At 59.5% G+C, this 20,651-nt stretch carries 17 protein-coding genes; 12 read left to right on the top strand and 5 right to left on the bottom strand.

All coding sequences use genetic code 11. The features are described from left to right. Nucleotides 1-177 precede the first annotated feature (177 nt). On the top strand, nucleotides 178-1,335 hold the full coding sequence (locus tag FP026_RS06960) for an MFS transporter (protein ID WP_149633892.1): 1,158 nt from the start codon (nucleotides 178-180) through the stop codon (nucleotides 1,333-1,335). A gap of 158 nt (nucleotides 1,336-1,493) precedes the next feature. Here the strand turns inward: FP026_RS06960 and FP026_RS06955 are convergent, their stop codons facing one another. After that, nucleotides 1,494-2,777, bottom strand: a complete 1,284-nt coding sequence (locus FP026_RS06955; RefSeq protein ID WP_149633891.1) for an epoxide hydrolase family protein — start codon at nucleotides 2,775-2,777, stop codon at nucleotides 1,494-1,496. Nucleotides 2,778-3,293: 516 nt separating this feature from the next. Beyond that, complete coding sequence (locus FP026_RS06950; RefSeq protein ID WP_149633890.1) at nucleotides 3,294-3,803, bottom strand: cytochrome P460 family protein; 510 nt, start codon at nucleotides 3,801-3,803, stop codon at nucleotides 3,294-3,296. A gap of 234 nt (nucleotides 3,804-4,037) precedes the next feature. On the opposite strand from FP026_RS06950, the gene FP026_RS06945 reads away from it, so the two are divergent. Continuing rightward, nucleotides 4,038-4,787 carry a 2OG-Fe(II) oxygenase gene (locus tag FP026_RS06945; RefSeq protein WP_149633889.1) on the top strand — a complete coding sequence of 250 codons (750 nt, stop codon included), beginning with the start codon at nucleotides 4,038-4,040 and terminating at the stop codon, nucleotides 4,785-4,787. A 21-nt stretch (nucleotides 4,788-4,808) separates the two neighbouring features. Here the strand turns inward: FP026_RS06945 and FP026_RS06940 are convergent, their stop codons facing one another. Then, complete coding sequence (locus FP026_RS06940) at nucleotides 4,809-5,570, bottom strand: helix-turn-helix domain-containing protein (RefSeq protein ID WP_149633888.1); 762 nt, start codon at nucleotides 5,568-5,570, stop codon at nucleotides 4,809-4,811. A gap of 169 nt (nucleotides 5,571-5,739) precedes the next feature. Here FP026_RS06940 and FP026_RS06935 point away from each other — a divergent pair, with 169 nt between their 5' ends. Next, the gene (locus tag FP026_RS06935) at nucleotides 5,740-7,998 is read left to right on the top strand and encodes a marine proteobacterial sortase target protein (protein WP_149633887.1); all 2,259 of its coding nucleotides are present in this window, start codon (nucleotides 5,740-5,742) and stop codon (nucleotides 7,996-7,998) included. Further along, complete coding sequence (locus tag FP026_RS06930; RefSeq protein ID WP_149633886.1) at nucleotides 7,995-8,615, top strand: class GN sortase; 621 nt, start codon at nucleotides 7,995-7,997, stop codon at nucleotides 8,613-8,615. The genes FP026_RS06935 and FP026_RS06930 overlap by 4 nt, the downstream gene beginning before the upstream one ends. A gap of 396 nt (nucleotides 8,616-9,011) precedes the next feature. Here FP026_RS06930 and FP026_RS06925 read toward each other — a convergent pair whose 3' ends face one another. Continuing rightward, on the bottom strand, nucleotides 9,012-10,487 hold the full coding sequence (locus tag FP026_RS06925) for a mannitol dehydrogenase family protein (protein WP_149633885.1): 1,476 nt from the start codon (nucleotides 10,485-10,487) through the stop codon (nucleotides 9,012-9,014). Continuing rightward, complete coding sequence (gene uxuA / locus FP026_RS06920) at nucleotides 10,484-11,701, bottom strand: mannonate dehydratase (protein ID WP_149633884.1); 1,218 nt, start codon at nucleotides 11,699-11,701, stop codon at nucleotides 10,484-10,486. The genes FP026_RS06925 and uxuA overlap by 4 nt, the downstream gene beginning before the upstream one ends. 190 nt (nucleotides 11,702-11,891) lie before the next feature. Here uxuA and FP026_RS06915 point away from each other — a divergent pair, with 190 nt between their 5' ends. The 8 genes from FP026_RS06915 to FP026_RS06880 all read left to right on the top strand — a co-directional run bounded on the left by FP026_RS06915 (nucleotide 11,892) and on the right by FP026_RS06880 (nucleotide 20,622). Further along, nucleotides 11,892-12,539: a GntR family transcriptional regulator gene (locus FP026_RS06915; protein ID WP_281408581.1), complete on the top strand. Its 648-nt coding sequence runs from the start codon at nucleotides 11,892-11,894 to the stop codon at nucleotides 12,537-12,539. A gap of 99 nt (nucleotides 12,540-12,638) precedes the next feature. Continuing rightward, on the top strand, nucleotides 12,639-13,676 hold the full coding sequence (locus FP026_RS06910; RefSeq protein ID WP_149633883.1) for an L-idonate 5-dehydrogenase: 1,038 nt from the start codon (nucleotides 12,639-12,641) through the stop codon (nucleotides 13,674-13,676). Nucleotides 13,677-13,717: 41 nt separating this feature from the next. Continuing rightward, entirely contained in the window at nucleotides 13,718-15,154 is a 1,437-nt protein-coding gene (locus tag FP026_RS06905; protein WP_149633882.1) for an MFS transporter, read from the top strand. A 185-nt stretch (nucleotides 15,155-15,339) separates the two neighbouring features. After that, nucleotides 15,340-16,812 carry a nucleobase:cation symporter-2 family protein gene (locus tag FP026_RS06900; RefSeq protein WP_149633881.1) on the top strand — a complete coding sequence of 491 codons (1,473 nt, stop codon included), beginning with the start codon at nucleotides 15,340-15,342 and terminating at the stop codon, nucleotides 16,810-16,812. A 243-nt stretch (nucleotides 16,813-17,055) separates the two neighbouring features. Beyond that, a complete protein-coding gene (locus tag FP026_RS06895; RefSeq protein ID WP_149634108.1) occupies nucleotides 17,056-17,352 on the top strand; it encodes a type II toxin-antitoxin system HigB family toxin in 297 nt (98 codons plus the stop codon). Next, nucleotides 17,352-17,738, top strand: coding sequence for a helix-turn-helix domain-containing protein (locus FP026_RS06890; protein ID WP_149633880.1), 387 nt, complete (start codon nucleotides 17,352-17,354; stop codon nucleotides 17,736-17,738). Before FP026_RS06895 ends, FP026_RS06890 begins: the two co-directional genes overlap by 1 nt. Nucleotides 17,739-17,880: 142 nt before the next feature. Then, on the top strand, nucleotides 17,881-18,261 hold the full coding sequence (locus FP026_RS06885; RefSeq protein WP_149633879.1) for a hypothetical protein: 381 nt from the start codon (nucleotides 17,881-17,883) through the stop codon (nucleotides 18,259-18,261). 264 nt (nucleotides 18,262-18,525) lie between these two features. Next, nucleotides 18,526-20,622 carry a carboxy terminal-processing peptidase gene (locus tag FP026_RS06880; protein ID WP_149633878.1) on the top strand — a complete coding sequence of 699 codons (2,097 nt, stop codon included), beginning with the start codon at nucleotides 18,526-18,528 and terminating at the stop codon, nucleotides 20,620-20,622. The last annotated feature ends 29 nt before the right edge of the window (nucleotides 20,623-20,651 follow it).

Here is a 20,651-nt window from a genome sequence, read left to right as displayed (position 1 = left end):
TCCATCGCCTCCCACAGCAGGCCAAATACAGGCCACGTCGGCACACGGCGGAAATGGTCGGAGGAAAAGCCGCCAATTCGTACGATCATTTAGGATGCGCTTGTATTGCCAGCACTGGTTGCTTTGCGATAGACCCATTCTATCTCACCTGTGTTCAGATTCTCCGGAGCATTTAAAATGCGTCTTGAACCGCAGCAGCGAATTTATGTCTGCTTTTTCCTCTTTGCGGTATCGATAGGCGCATTGCTGTCGCGCCTTCCCGATCTTCAGGACGCCTTGCAGATCAACAAGTCCGAGCTTGGTCTGACGCTGATCGGCGCGGCCATCGGCGCATTGATATCACTGACGTTGGCGTCACCGATCGTGGCGCGCCTTGGCGCGCGCAAAACCGCGTTCGTTACCGTGCTCGGAACATCGGCCCTGCTGGCGCTCGTGCCATGGATGGGTGCAGCGCCTCTTGTCTTTGCCGTTCTGTTTTGCGAAGGCATGCTGGCGGGCGCTCTCGAAATCAATCTCAACGTCGAGATCGATCGCATCGAGGCACAGCTCGGCCGAGGAGTGATGAACCGGGCGCATGGCTTCTGGAGTCTCGGCTTTTTCGTCACCGCCCTCATATCCTCGGCAGTCCGGCAGGCAGGTGTCCCGATGCAGCTGCATCTTGCCCTGACATTCGCCTTTGTCCTCATCGTCGGCACCATCACGATCGCCGGCATGCGGAATGCACCCGCGCGCGCGACGCATGACCATACGGACGCAGGCCATATGGCGCTTCCGACGCTTGGCCTGCTGCCCCTGTGCGTGATCGGGATTGCGGCATTCCTGGTCGAGGGCGCCGGCATCGACTGGTCGGCGATCTACATGCGCGACGTCTTTCACGCCGAGCCGTTCATCGGGGGTCTCGGCCTGACGCTGTTTACCTTCTTCATGGCGCTGGCGAGATTGTTTGCGGATCCGTTTGTCGATCGCTACGGCTCCAGGGCCGTTGCGCTCTTCCTGCTGCTTCTGTCGACCGCCGGGCTTTGCGCCGTCTGGCTCGCCCCCCACCCCAATGTGGCTCTCGTGGGATTTGCCTTCATGGGCGCCGGTTGCAGCGCGGTCTATCCGCTGGCGGTTTCAGCCGCCGCACAACGCACGGATCGCCCAGCACATGTCAATGTTGCCGCTCTCGGGCAAATGTCTTTCGTCGTCTTCTTCCTGGCTCCGCCGCTGCTTGGTTTCGTTGCGGAGCATGCAGGCATTCGCACGGCCTATCTCGTGTGCATCCCCGTCATTCTTGCCGCTTTGATGGGTGTCGGCTCGCTTTCAGCGCGCCGCAGCGCCTTTGCGACCTCTTAAAACTCGCGCGGATCAAATCAGGCATCGGCTTCACAAGTTCGACCTGCGAAGCCGGCTGTCTGTTAAGGGGATACGCCATACGGTCTCCCCTCGCCCGCAGGCGAGCTTGGGGCATCGCTCGCCTGCGAGGCTTTCACCAACCAAGAGGCCGGAGCCCCCTAACGCAGCGAGCGGAATGCCGCCCTGACTTCGTTGGCGAAAATCGCCGGCTGTTCCCAGGCGGCAAAATGCCCGCCATTGTCGGCCTCATTGAAGTAGATCAGGTTGCCATAGCAACGCTCGGTCCAGGTCTTTGGGGCCTGGTAGATTTCGCCGGGAAAGACACTGACGGCAACCGGCAGCGTTGGAATCTGGATGGCGTTGAAGTTGTTGGAATGGTCTTCCCAATAGATCTGGGCCGCAGACGTTCCGGTTTCCGTGAACCAGTAGAGAGAAATGTCATCCAGCATCTCGTCGCGGCTCAAAACCTTTTCCGGCTGCTTGTTACTGTAAGTCCAGGTGACAAACTTATCGTAGATCCAAGCGGCCAGGCCGACCGGCGAGTCGACGAGCGAATAGCCGATGGTCTGCGGGCGGGTGACCATCATATTGGCGTAGCCCGAGCTGTCGCGATAGAACTCCGCCAGCTTGTCGAAGCAGGCGCGCTCCTTGTCCGTCAGATCAGCCGGAGCGGGATCGCCGGCTGCAAGAATGTGGGCAATCTCCTTGGGGACGATGCCGGGCATGTTGAGATGGATGCCGAGCAATCCCGGCACATTCTGGAGCGCCATGCGCTGCGAGATGACCGAGCCGCAATCGCCACCCTGCGAGACGAACCGCTCATAGCCAAGGCGATGCATCAGCGTGCCCCATGCCCGGCCGATATGGTCCGAACCCCAGCCCCTCGTCGTCGGCTTGCCTGAGAAGCCGAAGCCGGGGATCGACGGCACGACCAGATGAAACGCATCTTCGGCCTTGCCACCGTGGGCCGTCGGGTTCGTCAAAGGATCGATCACCTTGAGCATTTCCAGGATCGAGCCCGGCCAGCCATGGGTCATGATCAGCGGCATTGCGTTTTCGTGCGGAGAGCGCACGTGAATGAAGTGAATATCGAGCCCGTCGATTTCCGTGATGAACATCGGAAGGGAATTGAGCTTCTGCTCCACCTTCCGCCAATCATAGCCGTCGGCCCAATATCCAACGAGATCGCGCAGGCGCTCGAGCTGCACGCCCTGGGAATCATCGGCAACATTTTCCTTGAGCGGCCAGTGTGCCGTCGCAAGCCTCTGCTTCAAATCGGCAATCGCACTGTCGGGGATATGAACCTTGAACGGCTTGGCGCCATCGGGCAAGGCCTCAGAGCCGGCAAAGGACATCGCAGGCTTGAGCAGCGCCGCTGCACTGGCGACAGCAGCTGCGGTGACGAAGGCTCGTCGATTCAATGAGAAGGATGAAGGCGACATCAGGAGCTCCATATATTTGGTAGGTTTGTTGAATGCCGCGAAGTTCTGCTTTCCGCGTGTATCCCCGTTGTGTCGTCAACCGCATCGAATTGTATCCCTCGGTATCAAGACCGAGGAAGGCTACGATGGATTACAAAGGCCGCGTTTTCAGAGTCTGCCGGTAAGGGTGAAAAGCACACAAGACGTGGTGCCTCCGGCCAGATAGGCGAGCGAGAAAGGACGCGCCGCCGTACATGGCCTAGTGGCAAGTATCAGGTTTCGGTGGAGAACAAGACGTAGCAGCGGGAATGCCAAAGCCCGCAAGATCATCGACCCGTGTGGGCTTGCTGCCGCATTCCATAATAACGGAAAAGGCCCGGTGGCTGCGCGCCAGGAGCGATGGGGCGATACCAATGATCCAACCGGTTTAAAAGATGGGGGCGGCTATCCCGGCGGGAGGAGGAGACCATGGATAGCCGGCCGGCCGGATGTGAAGAATCGGGCCGGCAATTTCCAACTGCGTAACGTTGCCGAGCCTTATGGTGCATAGCGAGTGAAGACGTAGTCATGGTCCTTCACGTTGCCGACATGGCAGCTGAGACAGGTCTCATGTTGCGCAATATCGACCGGCTTGCCATCGATGAACCGTCCGAAGCCCCAGCCGTGGCTGTCTGGATATTTCTTCGAATCCTTCACCATGACCTGCACCGTCGTCGGCGCTCCTGGCACCGTTGCCGGAGCAAACTCGCTGGATTGCTTTCGCTTGTAGGCCAGCTTGACAAGGATGGAACCGTCCGGGAAAGGCAGGGTACCCTTCTTGTAGGCTTCGACGGCAATATCGTTGCCGAGCACCGCGCGAAGCTCGTCGAGCGGCGGGGCTTCCTGCGCCGGCGCGATGAATTTCCAGTCTCTGTAGCCTTCCGGGATAGTCACGCCATAGATCGGCGAGGCGTTTTCGGGCGGCGTTGCGGGACCTGCCGACTGCGAAGCGGCAACGCCGACAGCAAGGCTTGAGACGGCAAATGCGCCAAGGAATGCGAATTTCATTTTAGACTCCTGCCCGACCGATGATCTGACAGGAAGATCGCGCCGGATTGTATCTGCGAGATTTCAGGAAAGAACCCGATTGTATCGAAGTGTAGCCTCAAGGGAGATTCATTCATGTGAGCGGCTCATCGTAAATCGGGTGGCGATCGTCGCAGTTTGGAAGTTAGGATTCGAGCTCTCGCGGCGCCCGGCAGCATCGAAGCCACCTGAAACCGCCCAGACCGAGGACATGACATGAACACACCGACATCCATTCTCGCTTCGGCCTCCATCGAAAGCTCCGTCGAGGCACGCGTCGACGCCTATGATTGGAAAGCCCTCACCGGAGAGCTCGACAGCTTCGGCTGCGCCGTCCTCCCGCAGCTGCTCGCGCCCGAGGAATGCCATGCGATCTCGAGCCTATACCCGCAGGAGCACCACTTCCGCAGCCATATCATCATGGCGCGCCACGGTTTCGGGAGGGGTGAATACCGCTACTTCAGCTATCCATTGCCCGGGCTTCTCAGTGGATTGCGCACTGCGCTCTATCCTCATCTGGCCGGCACCGCCAACGGATGGAACGAACGCATGGGCATCGAGGAACGCTATCCCGATGAGCATGCTTCGTTCCTGAAGCAATGCCATGCGGCCGGCCAGACACGCCCGACACCACTATTGCTGCAATATGTGCCCGGAGACTTCAATTGCCTGCACCAGGATCTCTACGGTGAGCTTGCCTTTCCCATCCAGTTGGCAACCCTGCTTTCCGAGCCGGGACGGGATTTTACCGGAGGCGAGTTTGTTTTGACCGAGCAGCGGCCGCGCATGCAAAGCCGTGTGGAGGTCGTGCCGCTCCGCCAAGGCGATGCTGTCGCCTTCGCGGTTCATAACCGCCCCGTGCGGGGAGCCAAGGGGAGCTACCGTGTCAATCTCCGCCACGGGGTCAGCCGTGTCCGCTCGGGCATGCGTCACACTGCCGGCATCATCTTTCACGATGCCCGATAATGGCTATGCCGACAGCGTGTCTCAGCCCACGAATCCGGCATAGCTCTCGCCAGTAATCCTGCGCATTATCGCTGTATAGGCCTCGTGATTTTGATCTCCCGCCGAAACGCGCCCCAGCGACGGTTGCGCGAAGGCGGCGAGCGGCAGCAGGGCGAGCGGCGTCGAGACAGGCGTCAGATGCGAACCCTGACCAGCGCGCAAGGTCGTCAGCAGGCCGAACATCTCGCCCGTGATGCTGGGCCTCGACAAGATCGCCATGCGGTATTGGCCGGACGAATTCGTCACGAGGTAGATGTGCCCCGACAGATGCGGAACGGAGACCGAGCCCTGCTGTGAAAACGAGGCATCGATGCGCTCCCGTTCCCGGAAGCTCAGACAGGTGCGCTCTCCATCCCAGGCGATCTCGGTGCAATAGGCGAAAATCGCATTCGGATCGCCGAAGGACGGGCGCAGCGTCAGGTAAGTGCCCTCGAGCCATGAGACCGAAGCGCGGGAATAGGCACCGAGCTCCTCGGGTGCATGGCCGGGCTTGTCGTTGATCGGAGGCGACTGCGAACCGCCGGCATCACGCAGGACGACCCCCATCGCCTGCTCCAGGCGAATGAGGGTCGCAAGCGTGAAGGGCCGGTGCCCGGAAAGAGCCTTCTCCAATGTCGAAAGACTGATGCGCGCGTCGTTGGCAAGTCGCTGCCTGGAAATTCGCCGCCGGGCAATTTCCTCCCTCACCCGCTCAGCCACGGCACTGTTCTGATGATCGGATAGATACGGGTCGCCCTGGACCATTCACTCGTTTCCTGATTGCGTAATTTTCTTCACAATTCCACACATGGCCGTCACCGGCAAGACCGTTTGCGGCAAGATGCGGACGAAACAGGGCAAAGCTTACGCTGGCGAGAAAATAGCCTTTGTTCACAATGGCTTCAGTCATTCCACAGCGAACAAGGAGCCTGTCATGTCAGCCTCGCCAAGCCTTTCACGCAGCCGAAATCGGCACGCCGTCCTTACAAGCGTCGGCCTGTTACTATGGTTCAGCAATGCCATCCTGCTGCCGGTGCTTGCCGTCATTTTCGCACTGCTGCATCCCCTGGAATCACACGCGCAGCCGGCGGCCTTCGTCACCCCAAACGAAATGGGCGCGGGCAGCCTTCTTCTCCAGACGACGCAGGATGGGAAATATGTCGAGGCGCCCCGCCTTGCGACCGACGTCGATATCGACGTCAGCGGCCCGACGGCACGCGCGGTCCTGACGCAGGCCTTCGAAAACTCGACCGATAAATGGGTTGAGGCTCTCTACGTATTCCCTCTTCCGGAAGACAGCGCCGTCTATTCCCTGAAGATGATCGTCGGCAACCGGGTCGTTGTCGCCGATATCAAGGAGAAGCAGGCCGCACGCGCCATCTACGAGAAGGCGCGCAGAGAGGGGAAGAAGGCGTCCCTCGTCGAGCAGCAACGGCCGAATGTCTTCACCAATGCCGTCGCCAACATAGGCCCGCATGAAAAAATCGTCGTCCAGATCGAATATCAGCAGGCCATACACCTGGCCGATGGCCGCTTCTCCTTGCGGGTTCCGCTGGTCGTCGCTCCTCGCTATACACCGCAAAATGCGGAAGCCATCACACAGCAGGCAGACCTGAAGGCCGGCTGGGGTCAGAGCAAGCAAAACCCGTCGCGCAAGACCGGCGACACGCCCGTCTCGGCACCTCTGATGGTCCCCGACAGCACCCGCACCAATGCGGTCACGCTGAAGGTCAATCTCGATGCCGGTTTCCCGCTTGATGACGTCAAAAGTCTCTATCACACGATCAAGATCGACAGGCTGAACGACAGCGCGCGCCGGATCGTTCTGGACGGCGATGCAACGGCCGACCGCGATTTCGTGCTTGAATGGAGCGCGGTTGCAAGCAATATACCGAGCGTCGGTCTCTTCCGCGAGCACGTCAGCAAGGATGATTATGTGCTTGCCTATGTGATGCCGCCGGCTGTGGTGACACCGCAAAAGGCCGGCCGCGAAGTGGTCTTCGTCATCGACAATTCCGGCTCCATGGGCGGCACGTCGATCGAACAGGCAAGGGCGAGCCTCGATTATGCCCTGTCTCGGCTCGAGCCGAACGATCGCTTCAACGTCATTCGCTTCGACGACACGATGACCAAGTTCTTCCCGGATTCGGTCATGGCGACGGCCAACAATATCGCCTCCGCACGCCGCTTCGTCACCGGCCTGGAGGCTGCCGGAGGAACCGAAATGCTGCCGCCGCTCCATGCCGCGCTCGACGACAGCCATCAGGCCAATGGATTGCGTCAGGTCGTGTTCCTGACCGACGGCGAGGTCAACAACGAGCAGCAGCTTCTCGATGCCATCGCTCAATCGCGTGGACGCTCGCGCATCTTCATGGTCGGTATCGGCTCCGCGCCGAACACCTACCTGATGAGCCGTGCCGCCGAACTCGGCCGCGGCAGCTTCACCCATATCGGTTCGGTCGCCGAGGTGAATGAGCGCATGCGCGCCCTCTTCGACAAGCTGGAAAACCCTGCCGTCACCAATGTCGCGGCGGACTTCTCGGAAAAGAATGTCAACATCTCGCCCAACCTCCTGCCCGACATCTATCATGGCGAACCGCTGGTCCTGGCAGCACGCATGGGGAAAGCTGCTGGTACACTGACCGTCAGCGGCATGGTCGGTGACCGCCCGTGGACGATCTCCTTGCCGCTCGATCAGGCAAGCAATGCCAAGGGTATCTCCAAGATCTGGGCACGTCGCCAGATCGACGATGCCGAAGTCAATCTCACGCTCGGCAAGATCACGCAGACGGAAGCGGACAAGCGCATCCTGCACCTGGCGCTGGAGCATCATCTGGTGACGCGCCTCACGAGCCTCGTCGCAGTCGACAGCAGGCGCCTGCGCCCGGCAAACGTACCCCTGACTGCGGCCGATATCCCGCTGCAGTTGCCGGCCGGCTGGGATTACGACAAGCTCCTCGGCATCGATACGACGCGGGAAGCGAAGGCAGACACCAGGCACCACCAGGCGAGCGACACATCGCAAAGCGTCGAAACCGCCACAGATGCTCAGGAAATTTCGGCGTCGCCTTCCGCAAGCCCGCCCCTGCCGCAGACGGCAACGCCCGCAACGCTCCTTATCCTTCAGGGATTGCTTGCCCTGCTGTTCGGAACGTCGCTGCTGGTCTTCGTATCGAGAAGGAGCAAGGCATGAGTGCCGTCGCTCGGATCCAATCAATCGGGAGCGCACCGGCGCGCTCCCTTCTGTCCCTGGCCGCCGGCATTTTGATAGCCTCAGGCCTCTTCCTCGCTGCCCAGGGCGGATGGATCTACGCGAAAGCAGCCCTGGCTCAGGCTCTGCTGGAGCGCGCCCTTGCCGAGAGCATAGTGTCCGGCTTGCCGGTCAAGCCCTGGAGCTGGGCCGACACCTGGCCCGTGGCGCGGATAGAGGTTCCACGTCTCGGCGTTTCCGCCATCGCCCTCAATGGCGCCAGCGGCCAGGCATTGGCCTTTGGTCCCGGTCATCTCGATAATACGCCGGAGGCCGGCGAGAACGGTACGGCGGTTTACGCGGCGCATCGGGATACGCACTTCACCTTCCTGCGAAATATCAAGGAAAATGACCAGATCAGGATCGCGCGCCGCGATGGCCGGCTTTTCACCTTCCGCGTGACGCATATGGCCGTCGCACGCTGGGATGAGGCCGGGATCGACCCCGATGCACCTGGCGTTCATCTCGTTCTCGCGACATGCTTTCCCTTCGATGCCGTAACATCCGGTCCGCTACGCTATCTGGTCTATGCCGATCTGGAGGAGCGTGCCGCGCCGTGACGGTTTGCGTGAAGTGGCTCGGCTCTTATCCGAAGAGCGTGCCGCAGCAGCACCTTAGAGAAAACAAGGGCGAAGGCGGGGAAACCGGCCTTCGCCTCATTGAATACTGTTTGAAGTCTTAAGTCCCGGAACGTTCAAAACGAACCGTTCAGCCAAAGCATTGCCGGCGCACCCAGGATTACCACGGCAATTGCCACCGAAATCGCCATCTTGATTGCCTTGATGCGCCGTGTTCGGACGCCGCTCCAATCATAACTCACAACCACTAACCCTTACAAATCATTAGAGATTCGCAAACTAGAGCCGATCAGCCCTTCGACAAGGGAAGCATGTGATTCGTCCACAGGGGATATTTTGAAGACTTTGCTCGTCATCAGAGACGGCATCAGCCGTATGCTAATGCGCCAGTTCGGAAGCGACCGCTGCCTCCATCCCATCCGTCATCATCCTACCAAGGCGGGACGACACGGCATCCAGCCATTTGGGGTCGGAGCGAAGACGGTCAGGAAATAGCCCCGGAAGGGCATGCAAGGCCCTGGCTAGATCGGACGGCGAGCGGACGCCCGAAATGGCCTTGGCGATATCGGTCTCGCGCGGGTCGTTGAGGGCATAAGCCGTTCCGTCGTCCAGGCGTCCGAGACAATAGCGCATCCAGGCTGCAACGGCGAAGGCAATGGGCTCTGTGTCCGCGCTTTTGGCCAATAGCTCTACGGCCGGTGCCAGCAGGCGCTGCGGCAACTTCTCGGTGCCATCCATCGAAATCTGACGTGTTTCGTGGGCAATGGCGGGATTGGCGAAGCGGGCAAGAATATCCGCCGCATAGGCGTCGAGTTCTATGCCGGGCAGCGGCCGAAGCGTGGAAGCCGCAGTGCTCAGATGCCGCATGACCAAGGGGCGGAAGCCGGCCGGGCCGACCGTATCGCGGACATAGCGCCGGCCGGTCAGAAAACCGGCATAGGCCAGCATCGAATGCGATCCATTGAGCATGCGCAGCTTCATCGTCTCGTAGGGACGCACGTCATCGACAAACAATGCGCCGCCCGTCTCCCAGGCCGGGCGCCCGCCTGGAAAGCGGTCTTCGATCACCCATTGCCGAAAAGGTTCGGTTTCGATCGCGGCATGATCCACACAGCCCGTCATTTGCTGGGCATCGTCGAGCGTCCGCTGGGTTGCCGCGGGCGTAATGCGATCGACCATGCTTGACGGAAAGGCGACATCGGCTGCAATCCAGTCGGCAAGCGCAGGGTCGGATCTGCGAGCAAAATCAATGACCCCTGCCCGAACGAAAGCCCCATTGTCAGGCAGATTATCGCAGCACAGCACGGTAAAAGGCGCGGTGCCCGACGCGCGCCGACGCTTCAGTGCCTCCGTCAGCACGCCGAGCACGCCGCTCGGCTGTGCAGGTTTTGCCAGGTCCGCCGCGACGGCGGAATGGTTGAGAGCGACCGTCATCCTGGCACGGTCGATGCCGTAGGCCTTCTCGGTCACGGTCATCGACACGATGCGCGTCGCCGGGTCGACGAGCGCCTGCATCAGTGCAGCAGGCTCGCGGCTCGCGGCGATGACGCGTTCTACACTGCCGATGACCCTTGCACGTGCTCCGGCCGCATCGCGTTCGATCAGCGTGTAGAGGCCGTTTTGCGGATTAAGGGCGTCGGCAACATCATGGCCGCGAAGGCTCACGCCCACGACACGCCAATCACCGCCGCGAGCGGCAAGGGCCGCATCCGTGTAATCGGCCTGATGAGCGCGATGGAATGCGCCCACTCCCAGATGCACGATGCCGCGACCGTGACGGCCGGGCTCATAGCCGGGCCTTGACGCAGAACCGGCTATGTCGGCGAGCGAAGACAGGCGCTTCCGATCGGTCATGCCCGCAGCCCTGCCGAGGGGTGGGACAATGCCGTCTCGATGCCGCGCAGTTCGGCAAGGCCTTTGAGCCGCCCGATGGCGGGATAGCCGGGCTGACCTTCACGCTTGAGGTCATCGAGAATATCCTGTCCGTGATCCGGCCGCATCGGGATTTGCCAATCGACGCGCCCGCTGGCGGCACGGCGACGCTCTTCGCGCACGATGGCGGCAATCATCGCCACCATGTCGGTACCTCCCCCAAGATGCTCGGCTTCGTAGAAGGAACCGTAGACATCGCTGGATTCGCGCTTGACGTTGCGCAGATGCAGAAAATGCACGCGATCGCCGAGCCGTTCCATCATGCCGGGCAGGTCATTGTCCGGCCGGGCGCCCAGTGATCCGGTACACAGCGTGATGCCGTTTGCCGGGCTGTCGACGGCTTTCATCAGCGCCGCATAATCCGCCTCCGTCGACATGATGCGCGGCAGGCCGAGAAGCGCGAGCGGCGGATCATCCGGATGGCAGCATAGCCGCATGCCAAGCTCTTCCGCCACGGGAACGACTTCGGAAAGGAAATCTATCTGATGAGCCCGCAGCCGGTCCGCCGAGACATCATCATAATCCTCCAGATGGGCGCGCACATCCGCCAGCGTGAAGTTTTCAGCAGCACCTGGCAGGCCGCAGACGATATTGTTTGCCAGCGCCTGCCGTTCCTCCTGGCTCATGCCCGCATGCCGCTCGCGTGCCTGCTCCACTAGCCAGTCGGGCAGCTCCTGTGCAGCTGCGGCCCGGGCGAGGATAAACAGATCGAAGGCGGCAAAATCGACCAGATCGAACCGCATGCAGGTCGCGCCGTTGGGCAGGCGCCATCTCAGATGCGTTCTCGTCCAATCCAGCACCGGCATGAAATTGTAGCAAATCGTTTCGATGCCGGCATCGCGAAGATGGCCAAGGCTGAGCTTGTAGTTTGCGATATGCTCGCGCCACTCGCCTTTCTGCTTCTTGATATCTTCCGAAACGGGCAGGCTTTCGACCACGTCCCAGGCGAGACCGGAGGGGCCGCCATCCGTCATCCGGCTTATTTCGGCCTTGCGCTTCGTAATCTCGGCTGCGGACCACACGGCTCCGGTCGCGACGTGATGCAGCGCGCTGACAACACCCTGCACCCCAGCCTGCAGCATATCGTCGATCGAAACCTGATCCCGCGGCCCGAACCATCGCCAAGTCTGCTTCACGATATTATTCCCTTCGAGACGGCATGATTTGCATGTGCGACTGCATTAGCATGTAGGATTGTGATTGACTAGTATGGTAGTCCACTATATTGAATGCGCTATGGCGACGATCAACCACTCGACCCGAACAACAGCGCGACGCACGGACGAGACCCGGACGACCGCATGGTCGCTGGAACCGACCGCCCCCGTGGGACCGCAAATATATAAAGCGCTCCGCCGGCTGATTGTTCGAGGTGAGTTCAGTCCGGGCACGGCGATGTCGGAAGTGGACATTGCAGGGCGATTTGCCACGAGCCGCCAGCCGGTGCGCGAGGCCTTTATCAAGCTTGCCGAGGACGGTCTGCTCGAAGTCAGACCTCAGCGCGGTACCTTTGTCCGAAAGATCAGCATCGCTCAGGTGATCGATGCGCGTTTCGTGCGCGAAGCGATCGAAACCCATATCGTACGCGAGCTTGCGGCCAAGAGCGATGCCCGCCTGATCAAGCATCTTCGCCAGCAGCTGGAAGAGCAGGCAGTAATCCCGATCGACAGGCCTGATGATTTCATGAAATTGGACGAGCAGTTTCATTGGACCCTGGCCGACGCGGCGGGCCGGTCCTATGGCTGGAAGGTCATCGAGGACGTGAAGCTGCAGATGGACCGCGTGCGCCATCTCACATTGAGAAGCTTTCCGCAGCAAAAACTCGTGCGACAGCATACCGCCATCGTCGACAGCATCGAACGCTCCGCCCCGGACGAGGCCGAGCGCGAGATGAGACAGCACCTGCAGCTCATCCTGGAGGATCTGCCGTCGGTCGAGGCGCAATATCCCGATTTTTTCACGCCATCGACCTAGCCGTTTGGCAAATCGGCACAGCCAAGACAACGGCGGCTGATTGGCTGCTCAGCCCTGCTTGAGCGGAGATGGCCGTCCGAGACACACAGGAGGGAGCTCATGAAGACGAGAGCTTGCGTGCTTCACGCTCAAGGCGACATACGCATCGAGGAGCGAGAGATCGGCGCAGTCGGCGACAGACAAGTGCTGGTGCGCGTTGGAGCCGGAGGGATCTGCGGATCGGATATCCATTATTTCTGGGATGGCGGGATAGGCACGATCCGCGTTACCGAACCGATCATCCTTGGTCACGAGGTCGCCGGCACCGTTGAGGCCGTCGGCGCAAGCGTTGAAAATGTGAAGCCAGGGGATCGGGTGGCGCTTTGCCCGAGCCGGCCCTGCGGCCACTGCCGCTTTTGTCAGGCTGGACAGCAGCAGCATTGCCTGGAAATGCAGTTCTTCGGAAGCGCGATGCGCAAGCCGCACTGCGATGGCGGTTTTCGCGATCTCATCGTCGTCGACGATTTTCAATGCGAGCCCGTCGGCGAGGCAGGCCTGGACGAGGCGGCCTGCGCAGAGCCGCTCTCGGTCGGTCTTCATGCCATCAACAACGCCGGCAGCCTGCTTGGCAAGAGCGTGGCGGTCATGGGAGCGGGTCCGATCGGCGCCCTTCTGATCGGTGCTGCACGCATGGCAGGCGCGCGCGAAGTCGTTGCCGTCGACCTGGCGGAAGCCCCGTTGAAGGCGGCGGAGAAAATGGGAGCCGCCCTGACCATCAATGGTGGCGACGGCGACCGCCTCGCCAGCTATTCCGAAGACAAGGGATATTTCGATGTCGGTTTCGAATGCACCGGATCGGGCATCGCGCTGGGCAATCTGTTTCCTATCGTAAAGCCGCGCGGCACCATCGTCGCGGTCGGCGTCAGCAACGGCTCGCATATCCCGTTCAATGCCCTGGTCGGAAAGGAGATCCGGCTGGTCGGCACACATCGTTTCCATAGCGAGTATGCCCTCGCCGCCCGGATGATAGCGGAACGACGCATAGATGTGCGGCCGATCATCACGTCGACGGTACCGATGGAACATATCCGCGAGGCGTTCGATATCGTCCGCGACCGGACCACTCAAATGAAGGTGCAGCTCAGCTTCGCGACATAAGCAATCAAGGCGCAATGATAGACCATGTGGAGGAGGAGTGAATGGCAATTGATACTCATGATTCGGCAACCATTGATACTCATGATCCGGCAACCATACGGAAATTGTCGGATGAAGCGACGAGAGTCCTGTTAAACAAGCCCAATACGATATCCAGCACGCATGGCGGCTGGATGATGATCGCAACCATTCTCATCGAGGCCTGGGATCTCTATGCCATCGCCTTTGTGCTGATCTTCATCAAGACGGATTTCAATCCGACGGCGGCGCAGCTCGGTCTTGCCACCGCCGCCGTCCAGGGCGGCGCCTTGATCGGTGCGCTGCTCGGGGGAATCTTTGCCGACTATTTCGGACGAAAGAAGGTCTTCATCGGCACGATGATCCTCTTCATCATCCTGGCGATCGCGCAGGCTTTCGTACGCGACATATGGGAGCTGATCCTCATCCGCTTCCTGATCGGCATTCCGCTCGGCAGCGATATCTCCAATGGCTACGCCTACATCATGGAATCGATGTCCAAGGGCAAGCGCGAACAGATGGGCAGCCGCTGGCAGTTCATGTTCGGGCTCGGCGAGGTATTCGCCATTATCATCATCACGGTGATGTATGTCATCGGCATGGACCATTCGCTGCTATGGCGCATCGCTCTCGCACTCGGCGCCGTTCCGGCGGCGATCCTGCTGTTCTGGCGCCTCGACCTGCCGGAGACACCGCTTTCCCTGTTGCAGCGCGGCCATTTCAGAAAAGCCAAGGAGGTTTCCAAGCGGCTGTTCGACGATCCGCTCGACATGCTTCCGAACGAGGATGTGCAGCTCCCCAAACCCAGGCTCGGCGATTTCCTCAAGGTTATCTGGGCGGATCCGATCAAGAAACGGGCGACGATCTTCTCGTGGATTTCCAATGCATGCCAGGGAGCGGAATTTACCGCCTGGGGCTTCTACCTGCCGGTCATCCTGGTGCTGAGCGGCGTCGGCGTATCGAGCGACGGCAACATTACCGGCACGAACATGGTGACCGCCCTGATCTTCTGCCTTGCGACGATTTCCGGCTATGTGGCGCCCCTCATGCTGCCCAGAATCGGCCATCGCGGTGTTGCCATGTGGGGTTTCGGACTGGCATTCTTCGGCCTTATCCTAGGTGGCCTTGGCATACAGTATGATTGGAAGATCATCATCGTCGTCGGCGCCTGCATTCTCATGTGGGGCCATTATTGGGACGCGTCCAACGGCATGACGATATCGTCCATGGTCGCTCCAAGTCGTTTCAAGGCAACGGCCTCGGGTTTTGGCTATGTCTTCGTCAAGGGAGCGTCTTTTTTCGGTGCGTTCGTGTTCCCCATCCTCAGCGAGCAGTTCGGCAAGGCCGGCGCGACCTTCTCGGTGGCGATCCTGTCGCTGATCGGTTTTCTCGCGGCCAAGTTCATTTTGCCTGAGGTCTATGGATACGTCGAAACCGAAGAATTACCCGATTCCCAATAGAGGCTTCTGACGACGGATGCCACCGGACCTGAACATCTGGTGGCATCCGGTACAGGCCATGCCGGCCCCCTGCCCATCGGTAAGCTGTTTCGCATTTTTCTATAAAGTCATGCAGGGCCAGTCGCCGTAACTTATGCTGCTCATTTGGAGGAAATGAGAAACGCAAAGGTATGGAGGAGATTACCTTGGCAGCAACCGCAGAGGAAAATACCGCACCCCTTTCCCCCGAGGACGAAAAACTCGGCCTTGGCGCCAACCTGGCCTACGGCCTTCAGCATGTTCTCACAATGTATGGCGGCATCGTTGCCGTTCCGCTGATACTCGGTCAGGCATCCAGCCTCTCGCCAACCGACATCGGTCTGCTCGTAACGGCTTCCTTGTTTGCCGGCGGCCTGGCGACCATCTTGCAGACGATCGGGATACCATTCTTCGGAAGCCGCCTTCCCCTCGTACAGGGCGTATCCTTTTCCGGCGTCGCGACGATGATTGCCATTACCGGACATGGCGGCATCCAGTCCGTCCTTGGCGCGGTTATTGCCGCCTCATTCATCGGCCTTATCATCACGCCGGTATTTTCACGTATCACGCGCTTCTTTCCACCGCTTGTCACCGGCATCGTCATTACGACCATTGGGCTCACGCTTATGCCGGTCGCGGCAGGCTGGGCCATGGGCGGCAACAGGAATGCGCCGGATTTCGGCAGCCCGGCCAATATCCAGCTTGCGGCCGTGACGCTGGTGATCGTCTTGCTGCTCAGCAAGCTGGGAAGCGCCTCCATATCGAGGCTCTCCATCCTGCTCGCGATCGTCATCGGCACGGGCATCGCTTATGCCGTTGGCATTGCCGATTTCTCGCGGGTCATGACCGGTCCATCCGTCGCCCTGCCGCAGATCTTTCATTTCGGTTATCCCGTCTTCGATATGGCGGCGATCGTCTCGATGTTCATCGTCATCATGGTGACGCTCGTCGAGACTTCCGCGGATATTCTTGCCGTCGGCGAAATTGTCGGCACCAAGGTCGATGCCCGCCGGCTCGGCAACGGCCTGCGCGCCGATATGCTTTCCAGCCTCCTTGCCCCCGTCGTCGGCTCCTTCACGCAGAGCGCCTTTGCCCAGAATGTCGGCCTTGTCGCGGTGACCGGCGTCAAGAGCCGCTATGTCGTGGCGACCGGCGGGCTTTTCCTCGTCGCCTTCGGATTGCTACCGGTCGTCGGCCGCATCGTGGCGGCCGTTCCAAGTTCCGTGCTTGGAGGAGCGGGCCTCGTTCTGTTCGGAACCGTGACGGCGAGCGGGATCCGGACCCTCGCCAAGGTCGACTACGACAACAATATGAACCTCATCATCGTGGCGACGTCGATCGGGTTCGGGATGATCCCGATCTCAGCTCCGGGCTTCTATGAACATTTTCCTGCGTGGATCATCACCATTTTCCACTCCGGCATCAGTTCTGCGGCATTGATGGCGATCACCCTCAACCTTCTGTTCAACCATCTAAAGGCCGGCAACTCGGACCAGCAGTCGGTTTTCGTCGCGGGAACAGAACGTCTGATCCGCTTTCAGGACATCGCCATTCTCCATGACGGCGATTACTTTCTGAACGGCAGGCTCTACGACGCCAGCGGCGCGGAGGTTCCGCTGATCCCCACGGAAGCCCATTGACCGCCATATCTCTATCAATCGAGCCGCTTCATTTGAGTGGACATGAGACCTTCTCATGTCCGGAATTTTGTACATTCTCTCAGATGGATGGCGTTTATTCATGTTTGCTTTTTTGGCATAAAAAAGCAGCTCCGAGAAATCGCCATTGCTCTGAACTTCGATTGTTTCAAGAGAGGCTTTCCGGAGTTCCCGTTTTGGGAAATTTTCCTTGTTCCCGATATGGGAATGTGTTACACACTGCTCATGCAGATCATCGCTAAGTCTACATTGAGGAAGTTTTGGGGAATCCATCCCCAAGCTGAAACCCCATTAAGGACTTGGTACGCAGTGGTCGACAAGGCGATGTGGAACGGGCCTGCAGATGTCAAAATGATGTTCGGAGCGAATGTCGATTTCGTCAGCGATAACCGCATTATTTTCGATATTGCGGGAAACAAATTCCGTCCGATTGTCCACGTCGCTTATCCATACCAACGTGTGCTGATCAAATTTGTCGGCACTCATAAAGAATACGATAATATCAATCCGGAGGCCGTGTAATGGACAATATCCGCCCCATCAGGAACGATGAAGACCTTGCCTGGGCTATTGGCGAGGTTGAACAATACTTCGATGTGCCGCCCGATTTTGGCACCCCGCAGGCAGACCGATTCGATATTCTCTCCGCTCTCATCGAAGCCTATGAGGATCGTTATTACCCAATCGAGGCTCCAGAGCCGATAGAGCTGATCAAGGCTCACATGGAGATGATGGGCCGCAAGCAGTCCGATTTGGCCGATCTATTCAACTCTAAGTCTCGCGCCTCCGAGATACTTAACCGGAGACGCGCCCTTACGGTGGATATGATTCACAAACTGCACAAGGAATGGGGCATTCCAGCCGATTCCCTCGTGCAGCCATATCATCTTGTAACTGAGGCGGCTTGATAGCCGTCTTTGAAAGTCCGGTCCCGGGATTGACGGAAAGACGGAAATCACGACAGAGTGCGGCCACACACAGCCCTCTCCATCGAGTTGCCCTAACGTTGGAAGGGCCGACAGGACCTCGTAGCGAGCAGGAACGATCGCCATGGCTAAGCAGCTCCCCGATATGACGAAGCACCGCGGCTTTCCATCCGGCATGCCGGGGACGGGCATCCAATTCACCATTCGCCGCGCGAACCCCAGGGGCGTAACGCCGATCAAGCAGCTCCCTCGCCGTGCGCGATCGGGATCGCAGGAACACCGGATCGACGCGGCCTTCCTGCACGCGCTCTGGCATCAATTCGGAGCCGAACCTTTCGAGCGCGGCAACCTCGACGCGGCTCGCCTGAACCTGCTCTTTGGACGCGAGGTCGTGGCGGCGGACAAGGATTTCGATCCGATGTCCTATGAGGCGATGCTTGTGATCAACGAAAAGCTGGCACGTGAAAATTTTCCGGAAGCCTTCGAAGACGTCATGGAAGTCTAGCGAGACTCGGCGAGGATTTTCCGGAAATTGTGTCCTGCGCGGATCGTTCACGGCCTGCCTCCGCAGAGGCTGGCGCCGTTCGCGAATACCGTTCGGAATCAGCCCTGAACGGCATTGCAAAGACGTTGTCGGTTGGCTCTCCCGGCAGCATTTGGAAAAATGTTTCCGCAAGGAAAGCATCTGTCTGGTTGCCAAAAAACCATAATTGTTCCACCTAAGATCATACATTCAACACTCAACGATCCAGAAGCGGGCCAAGATTTGATGCGTATGAAATATGGTTTACTCTGCCTTTTCCTAGCAATTGCTCCGTCGGCATATGCTCTGGAAGCAGGTTCGCCGCCAATTTTGACGCCACTGCCGCAACAGGCGCAGGCCGCTCATTTGAGCGCCGAATTCCTCACCCGTTTCCATTACAGGCCTGTTCCCCTGGATGATGCTTTGTCAGCCAAGGTCATGAACCGGTTCATCAAATCCCTGGACCCAGACCGGATCATCTTCTCGCAGGCGGATATCGACAAGTTCATGGCCGGCAGCACCAAGATCGACGACGCCATCAACCAGGAAGACCTGAATATCCCGTTTTCGATTTTCAACACGTATGAGCAGCGGGTGGTCGATCGCATGAGCTATGCGCGCAGCCTGCTCAAGCAGAAGTTTGATTTCAGCGTGCAGGAAGACTATCCCTTGGTGCGCGACAAACAGCCTTGGCCGCAATCGGAAGCGGAGAGCAATGACCTGTGGCGCAAACGCGTCAAGAACGACTGGCTGCGCCTGAAATTGGCCGGCAAGGATGATGCCGCCATTCGCGACACCCTCGACAAACGCTATGAAAATTCGCTCGAACGTGCCTACAAATACAAGAGCGACGATGTGTTCCAGTCGTTCATGGATGCCTATACGACGTCGGTCGACCCGCATACCGACTATTTCGGCGCGACCGCCTCGGCTGAATTCGATATTTCCATGAAGCTCTCGCTGGTCGGGATAGGCGCGGTGCTGCAGGAAAGAGATGATTACACGACGATCCGCGAGCTCGTGGCGGGCGGCCCGGCGCAATTGTCCGGCAAGCTGGCGGTCGGCGACCGCATTGTCGGTGTCGGTCAAGGCGAGAACGGTGCGATCAAGGAGGTCGTGGGAACCCGTCTCGATGAAATCGTGCAGATGATACGCGGCGCGAAGGGTTCCGTCGTGCGCCTGGATATCCTGCCGGCGGATGCCGGCCCCGATGCCAAGCATCACGTGATCAGCCTGGTGCGTGACAAGATCAGCCTTGATAAGCAGGCTGCCAAGAAGACCATCCTGTCGGTCAAGGATGGCGATGCCACCCGGAAGATCGGCGTCATCACCTTGCCGGCCTTCTATGAAGATTTCGAAGCGCGGCGAAAAGGCGACAAGGATTACCGAAGCGCGAGCCGCGACGTCGCCAAGCTCCTCGACGAGTTGAAGCAGGACAAGGTTGAAGGCGTTCTGATCGACCTTAGAAACAATGGCGGCGGCTCGCTCTCCGAAGCGATCGACTTGACGGGTCTGTTTGTCGGCAAGGGTCCGGTGGTGCAGCAGCGCAATGCGGATGGCCAGGTGGAGGTCGAAAACGACGATCTTTCCACCCCCGCCTGGACCGGCGCCGTCGGTGTGCTGATCAATCGCGGTTCGGCCTCGGCTTCCGAGATTTTCGCCGCGGCGATACAGGATTATGGCCGAGGCGTGATTGTCGGCGAACCCAGCTTTGGCAAGGGCACGGTGCAAACCGTGGTTAATCTCGATCAGGTCGCCCACAACATCAAGCCGAAATTCGGCGAGCTGAAATTGACCGTGGCCCAGTTTTTCCGCGTCGATGGCGGCACGACCCAGCTGCGCGGCGTGACGCCCGACATTAGCCTGCCGGGTCTTTCGGATCCCAAGAGCTTTGGTGAATCAAGCTATGACAATGCCCTGCCGTGGACGCAGGTCAAGCCGGCAAAATATACGCCCGCCGGCAATATAAAGGCTTTGCTGCCGCAGCTGCAAAGCAGCCATGATGCGCGCGTGCAGAACGACAAGGATTTCCAGCGCTTTGTCGAAGACATTGCCGTGCTGAGAGCCCAGCGCGACAAGCAGGTTATTTCTCTCAACGAAACCGAACGCCGCAACGAAATGGCCGCCCAGGCAAACCGCCTCAAATCGCGCGACCAGATCAATGACGGCGTAGACACTGGCGAAGACGATGGCCTGCAGGCCAACGAGCGCAGTCTGAGTGCCGATATCGCCATCGAGAAAGCCCGCAAGAACGCAAAGGACGTGCTGCTGAACGAGGCTGCCGCGATCCTCGCCGATCAAGGGGACCTGCAGGCGGGGGCGCCGAAGACGGCGGCTCAGTAGGCGCCTTCCTGGCGAGCAAACCCAGCGGT

Origin of the sequence: Martinezella tropici (genome assembly GCF_008370325.1) — a bacterium.
GTDB lineage: Bacteria > Pseudomonadota > Alphaproteobacteria > Rhizobiales > Rhizobiaceae > Rhizobium > Rhizobium tropici_B.
The sequence above is the reverse complement of the archived record's forward strand: the minus strand, read 5'-3'. Positions and strand labels throughout refer to the sequence as shown.